Source organism: Deltaproteobacteria bacterium (assembly GCA_030654105.1).
In the GTDB taxonomy this organism is placed as follows: domain Bacteria; phylum Desulfobacterota; class SM23-61; order SM23-61; family SM23-61; genus JAHJQK01.
This window is the reverse complement of sequence record JAURYC010000295.1, coordinates 1-6,412: the sequence shown is the minus strand read 5'-3', so window position 1 is coordinate 6,412 and position 6,412 is coordinate 1. Positions and strand designations below refer to the sequence as shown.

8 protein-coding genes are annotated in these 6,412 nt (G+C 50.3%); 4 read left to right on the top strand and 4 right to left on the bottom strand.

Translation table 11 applies throughout. From position 1 onward, the window contains the following. Positions 1–203: FAD-dependent oxidoreductase (locus Q7V48_12875; protein MDO9211622.1), on the bottom strand; the 203-nt coding region annotated here is incomplete at its 3' end. Positions 204–249: 46 nt separating this feature from the next. Here Q7V48_12875 and Q7V48_12870 point away from each other — a divergent pair. Beyond that, on the top strand, positions 250–645 hold the full coding sequence (locus Q7V48_12870) for a Panacea domain-containing protein (GenBank protein ID MDO9211621.1): 396 nt from the start codon (positions 250–252) through the stop codon (positions 643–645). A gap of 134 nt (positions 646–779) precedes the next feature. Here the strand turns inward: Q7V48_12870 and radC are convergent, their stop codons facing one another. Continuing rightward, positions 780–1,481, bottom strand: a complete 702-nt coding sequence (radC, locus tag Q7V48_12865; protein ID MDO9211620.1) for a DNA repair protein RadC — start codon at positions 1,479–1,481, stop codon at positions 780–782. 261 nt (positions 1,482–1,742) lie between these two features. On the opposite strand from radC, the gene Q7V48_12860 reads away from it, so the two are divergent. Genes Q7V48_12860 through Q7V48_12850 form a run of 3 tightly spaced genes read left to right on the top strand, consistent with a single transcriptional unit; the run spans position 1,743 to position 4,540 of the window. Further along, positions 1,743–2,996, top strand: a complete 1,254-nt coding sequence (locus Q7V48_12860) for a 3-isopropylmalate dehydratase large subunit (GenBank protein MDO9211619.1) — start codon at positions 1,743–1,745, stop codon at positions 2,994–2,996. A 14-nt stretch (positions 2,997–3,010) separates the two neighbouring features. Further along, positions 3,011–3,517, top strand: a complete 507-nt coding sequence (locus Q7V48_12855; GenBank protein MDO9211618.1) for a 3-isopropylmalate dehydratase small subunit — start codon at positions 3,011–3,013, stop codon at positions 3,515–3,517. Between the two features lie 54 nt (positions 3,518–3,571). Further along, a complete protein-coding gene (locus Q7V48_12850; GenBank protein ID MDO9211617.1) occupies positions 3,572–4,540 on the top strand; it encodes a threonine/serine dehydratase in 969 nt (322 codons plus the stop codon). A gap of 17 nt (positions 4,541–4,557) precedes the next feature. Here the strand turns inward: Q7V48_12850 and era are convergent, their stop codons facing one another. Continuing rightward, entirely contained in the window at positions 4,558–5,466 is a 909-nt protein-coding gene (era, locus tag Q7V48_12845) for a GTPase Era (GenBank protein ID MDO9211616.1), read from the bottom strand. Further along, positions 5,459–6,187 carry a ribonuclease III gene (rnc, locus tag Q7V48_12840; protein ID MDO9211615.1) on the bottom strand — a complete coding sequence of 243 codons (729 nt, stop codon included), beginning with the start codon at positions 6,185–6,187 and terminating at the stop codon, positions 5,459–5,461. The genes era and rnc overlap by 8 nt, the downstream gene beginning before the upstream one ends. Between the last annotated feature and the right edge of the window lie 225 nt (positions 6,188–6,412).

The window sequence follows — 6,412 nt, the reverse complement described above, 5'->3', positions numbered from 1 at the left end:
AAGCTTTTCAGAGAAAAGCGAATATTTATCTCCGTAGAAAATTGGGCCCGAATGCCACCGGCGCATTTGGCCGTAGAGCCTTCCCCGAGCATTCCTTTTTCCAGAAGCACCACTCCGTTGGCCCCTTTTTGGGCCAGGTGATAGGCAATACTTGCCCCGATGATCCCCCCGCCAATCATGATGATCTCTGCAGTCTTTTCCATTACATTTCATTCTACCTGAATTTATCTAAATTCCCCAATTGTAAACTTGACCCCAATTTTTTCGTCGTCCTACCCAGCATCCCACCTTGGCGGCATTGAAAGGGCACCGGGGTATAAGCTGTTATTCCTTGCGGATAAATATCACCTTATCCGCTACGGGCGCACAATTACAAACGACGAATACTGGGCGATGAGTTATGGTCCTGTCGGAACGGCAGCAAAGGATGTATTGAGTCTTGATAAAGATTTCTTAGACAAAAAGGAATATGAATATGCACAGAAGAACTTGAAAAAGGTTGGAGAACACGAATTCGAGAAAGGAAGTTCTTGCGGCAGTGAAGAATTTGATATGTTATCGGAAACAGACATCGAGGCTCTTGATTTTATCTTAGAAAAATTCGGAAGAATGAAAAAGCTCATCAAAGGAAAAAATAAAGGATAATTTTTTACCTGTCAAATCCTCGCCCTCCAAATCTACTAAGGCCCCTGCAAGGAGGCTTTTTTTGCTTGGAACTGTGATATGAAAGGGGACGTCCTTGATTTTTATTGGTTCGCTCATTCAAAAGTTTTTTGTGGTCATTTGCTGTTTTCCGACCCAGTCATCAGGCGGGATTCCAAAAAACTGCAATATCCTTCTTTACCCACAATAATATGATCCAGAACCCGGAGGTCGATGGTGCGGGCGGCTTCGGTAAGGGAACGGGTCAGTTGCTTATCCTCCGGGGAGGGCTCGGAATCTCCGCTGGGATGGTTATGGACCAAAATGATTCCGGCAGCGTGATGGGCCAAGGCCTCCTCAACCATGCGTCTGGGATATATAACCGCTCGGTCAACTGTTCCCTCCTGGAGAACCTTGTAATCCAGAACCTTATTTTTGGCGTTTAAAAAGATGACCATGAAAGCCTCATGGGGAAGACCGGCCAGTTTTACCCGGGCGAAATCGAGTACGGCCTGGGGAGAAGATAGCACGTCTTTATTCCTCATCTTCTTGGCCAGATAAATTCCACAGGTCTCTTTGACCAGACGGATGAGGGTCGAGGAAATGGGGCCGATATTGGCAACTTCTTCCAGTTCTTTCTGCCCCGCATCCAGGACCCCGGAGAGGCTGCCGAAGCGTTTGAGGAGATCCTTGGCGATTGGCTTGACATCCTTCCGCGGGATGGCGTAGGTCAGCAGGAGTTCCAAAACTTCATAGTCATGCATCCCCTCGGTTCCGTTTTTGCGAAACCGCTCCCGCAACCGCTTCCGGTGTCCGAGATAATCAGGCTTGTTTTCCATGTTTCACCCCCATTCCGCTGCTAACCTGCTAAGTAGCCATTCTGTAAAAATTTACTTAAAAACTATATACCGCTCGGTAAGCCATTTACTCAATGTATTGAGTAAATTTACTTAATACCCTGAGTAAGTCAAGCATATTCTTAATTTAAAGGGGCCAAGGATTCGAGGGGTCAAGGGAACTCCTTGCCACCACGCCAGGACCATGGTAAAAGAGATTTATCATATTTCTAAAACATTGACCGACGTTCTGGAGAAAAAATCATGCACGCCATCGAGAAAATTTTGGCCGAAGCAGCGGGAAAAGAGTCTGTCACTACCGGGGAGATCGTGAATTGCCATGTGGATCTTGCCGAAGTCAATGACCTTTATTTACAGACTATCCGTTCTTTTTACGAAATGGGCGGGGGAAAAGTGTACGACCCAAAAAAGATTACCTTCATTCTGGATCACTACGCCCCGGCATCGACGGTTCAGCAGGCCGAAAATCAAAAGCAGATGCGCGAATTTTGCCGGGAACAGGGTATTGAACTGCTTTTTGATGTCGACCAAGGAGTATGCCACCAGGTAATGGTGGATCACGGTTTGGTTTACCCCGGCATGGTGTTGGTGGCCACGGATTCCCATACGACCACCCACGGGGCTTGCGGAGCCTTCGGAACAGGTGTGGGAGCAACGGACATGGCGGTGATCATGATCACTGGAATGCTCTGGTTCCGGATTCCGGAAATCATCCGCATCAACCTGGAAGGGCAATTGCCCAAGGGAGTTTACGCCAAGGATATCATTCTCAAGGTCATCGGGGACCTGAAAGCCGACTATGCGGTCTACAAAGCGGTTGAGTTTACGGGCTCGGCAGTGAGAACCCTCAGCATCTCCGAGCGCATGACCTTGTGCAATATGACGACCGAAATGGGAGCGAAGACCAGCTATATTCAGCCGGACGAAATTACTTTCGCTTTTTTAAAAGAGAAACTGAAACGCGACTACAAAATATTTACAACGGATGGCGGCTATCCCTATAGCGCCGAGCATTCCTTTGACATTTCTAATTGGCCTCCGCAGCTTGCGGCTCCCCATAGCGTGGACAACGTTCATCCCCTCGAAGAATTTATCGGCAAGCCCGTGCAACAGGCTTTCTTAGGAACCTGCACGGGTGGGCGGGTGGAAGATCTCGCCGTTGCCGCCCGAATATTAAAAGGAAAGAAAGTTCATCCGGGAACCCGGTTCCTCATTGTCCCCGCTTCCAAGGGGGTCCTTCTGGAAGCTATGGCCAAAGGTTATATGCAAACCCTGGTGGAGGCAGGAGCCACCTTCGTAACCCCCGGATGTGCCGCCTGCCTCGGAACGCACCAGGGCATATTAGCCGCCGGGGAAACCTGTATCAGCGCCTCCAGTCGCAACTTTCCCGGGCGCATGGGCCATCCCAAGGCCGAAATCTACATCGGTTCACCAGCTTCCGTAGCTGCCGCAGCCCTGGAGGGGGAAATTGCTGATCCTACGCAATATCTTGATTAAAGAGGTGGCAAAAAATGCAAAAGGTGATTAGAGGGAAAGCCTTTGTTTTTGGGGCCAATATTGACACGGACCAGATCTATCCAGGTCGCTACCTGGAATTGACTGACCCTCATGAGGTAGCCAAACACGCCATGGAGGGGATTGATCCTGGGTTTGTAAAAGAATTTCAGTCAGGTGATATTGTTATCGCTTCCACAAATTTTGGTTGTGGCTCTAGCCGGGAACACGCGGCGGTGGCCTTGAAAGCGGTGGGCATCGGCGCCATTTTGGCAGATTCTTTCGGCAGGATCTTTTACCGCAACGCCATTAACCTCGGTATTCCCCTTCTGGTATGTCCGCACATCCATGAGTTGGCAAAGAAAGGGGACATGCTTAAAATTGATTTATCAACTGGTCAGGTGACCAATGAGACAACCGGAGCCACGGCCCAGGCCCAACCCCTGTCCGATTATGTATTGAAGATTCTGGAAAGCGGGGGAATTAAACCATTGATTAAGAGTCAATACAGCAATAAGAAATAATTCAGAAGATTAAATTGCAGTTCTAACAATTTCTACGGCCTTAGGAGCGAAGCAATGGAAATACCCGGGTTAAAAGATGTACTGTTGGCGCAGCGACAGATCCGCCCATATCTATCCCGAACCCCTCTGCATAGTCATCTGGCGATTAACGCCCTGGTGGATACCGAAGTATATATCAAACATGAAAACTACCAACCGATTGGAGCCTTCAAAGTCCGGGGTGGAATCAATCTGATCTCTCAACTCGACTCTGAAGAGCGGTCACGGGGTGTGATTACTGCTTCAACTGGTAACCACGGACAATCCGTGGCTTTTGCCGCCCGCCTGTTTGGAGTTAAGGCACGGATCGTGGTGCCGGAAAAGGCTAACCCAGGGAAAGTAGCCGCCATACAGGGCATGGGAGCTGAGGTAATCTTTCATGGAGCTACCTTTGATGAAGCTCGTTTGCATTGCGAAATGTTGGCCGAAAAACACGGTTATCGTTACATCCACTCTGGCAACGAACCTCTGTTGATCTCAGGTGTGGCCACCGAAGTGCTGGAAATGCTGGAGGATCAACCCAGGCTGCAGGTTATCATCGTGCCCATTGGTGGGGGGAGCGGGGCGGCTGGGGCTTGCATCGTGGTCCGAGCCGTCAACCGGGACATTCGGGTCATCGGGGTGCAGTCCGAAGCCTCTCCAGCGGCTTACGAGTCCTGGCGGCAGAGGAGATTAGTAGAAGCTCCCAACCGCACCTTTGCCGAAGGGCTGGCCACCGGCACGGCCTTTGCGCTGCCGCAGGCGATCCTTTGGGAAGGGTTGGATGATTTTGTGCTGTTGGATGATCATGAAATCATGCAAGCCATGGTGTGGATGGTGGCGCATGCTCATACTTTGGCTGAGGCAGCAGGGGCAGCCTCTTTGGCCGCGGCATACCGTTTGCGCCATGAGCTGAAAGGCAAGAAAGTAGGGCTGGTGTGCTCCGGCGGGAATACTTCGCTGGAGCATTTAAGGCAGGCTCTTAACTCCGCAAGTGAAGAATAAAAAGGATTTCCGCGATTTCATTCCAACCCGAGCCTCCGCAGGGCCCGGGGGTCTTCTCGCCAGTTTTTTTCCACTTTTACCCAGAGTTCCAAAAAAATCTTCGCTCCGAATAAAGCCTCCATCTCTTCCCGGGCCCGGCGCCCAATCTCCTTGAGCATCCGGCCTTTTCCCCCGATCAGGATCCCTTTCTGCGATTCCCTCTCCACCTGGATCGTGGCTTTGATCACGATCAAATTTTTCTCCGCTTTCTCTTTAAATTCTTCGACCACCACGGCCGTGGAATAGGGAATCTCTTCTCGGGTCAAGAGGAAAACTTTTTCCCGGATTAGCTCGGCCGCCAGGAAACGTTCGGGCAGGTCGGTAATCATATCCTTGGGGAAAAGTTGGGGCCCTTCGGGCAGGATTTGGAGAAGCTCGGCCACGAGGACATCCACCCCATCCCCCCGGAGGGCAGATAGGGGAATGATCTGTTCAAAAGGGCGCAAGCGGGAATAATTCTCGATGATGGGGAGAAGATCGCCTTTGGGAACCAGGTCAATCTTATTGATGACCAGGATAACAGGGTTCCTTACCTGGTTGAGAGTTTTCAGAATGAAGTCGTTTTCTTCATGATCGGGGCGGTCGGCTTCGATCAGGAAGCATACGACGTCCACTTCGTTATAGGTGGCCAGAGCGACTTTGACCATTGCCTGGTTGAGCTTCGACCGCGCTTGGTGAATACCGGGAGTGTCCAAAAAAATAATCTGCCCGGCAGGGTGGTTTTTGATTCCCAGGATCCGGTTCCGGGTGGTTTGGGGTTTATTGGATATGATGGCTACCTTTTCACCCAAAAGGGTGTTGAGCAGGGTGGATTTACCTGCATTCGGCCGGCCAATGATCGAAACGAACCCGGATTTAAACCCTTCTTTTTTTTCTTCCTCAGTCATCGCTTCCTTCCGGAAAAAGGTGGCGTTTTTGCAAAGTCCTTTGCGCTGCCCTCTGCTCCGCCTCCTTTTTGCTCTTTCCCGCTCCTACCCCGGCCACTTTATCCTGAATCATAACTTTTACGCCGAAGACTTTATCGTGGTCCGGCCCAAACTCCTTGACCAGCATGTAGCGAGGGGTGGCTTTGAGGGCTTCCTGGGAAAATTCCTGCAGCTTGGTTTTGAAGTCCTGGTAGAATCCTTCTTGCTCGGCTCGGTCTAGATGAAAAGAAAAAAGCCGGGAGATCACCTGCCAAGCCTTTTTAAACCCCCCATCCAGGTAAACGGTTGCCAAAATGGCCTCCAGGGCAGCGGCCAGGATGGAACTTTTTTGCCGTCCACCGGTCATCTCTTCGCCTTTTCCCAGCAAGAGATAATCCCCCAGCGCCAGTTCTCCGGCAATCTTGGCCAGGCGAGCCTCATTGACCACAGCCGCGCGCAAGCGCGAAAGATTCCCTTCGGGGTAATCAGGATGGCGTTCCATGATCAGATGACTGATAACCAGATCGAGGACGGCATCCCCCAAGAACTCCAACCGCTCATTGTCTTGTCCACCCGCCTCGATATTTTCATGGACGTAAGACTTATGCCTCAATCCTTGATCGAGAAGGTCGAGGGATTTAAAGCGGTAATGAATCTTTTTCTGGAGCCCTTTCAGCGCTTTTTTGCGTTCATTATTAGCCACAGAGATCACCGAGAACACAGAGGATTAATAAATTTTTATTCGGACGCAGATGAACGCGGATTTTCAAGATTTTAAACCTGATGATCTCGTAAAAAGTCTGTAAATACGCTTTTCTGTCATTCCGGCGAAAGCCGGAATCCAGTCCTTTCAAATAGTTATAAGTTCTCTGGACTCCGGTTTTCACCGGAGTGACGACTTTTTACGAAGCCATCATTATTGACTTTC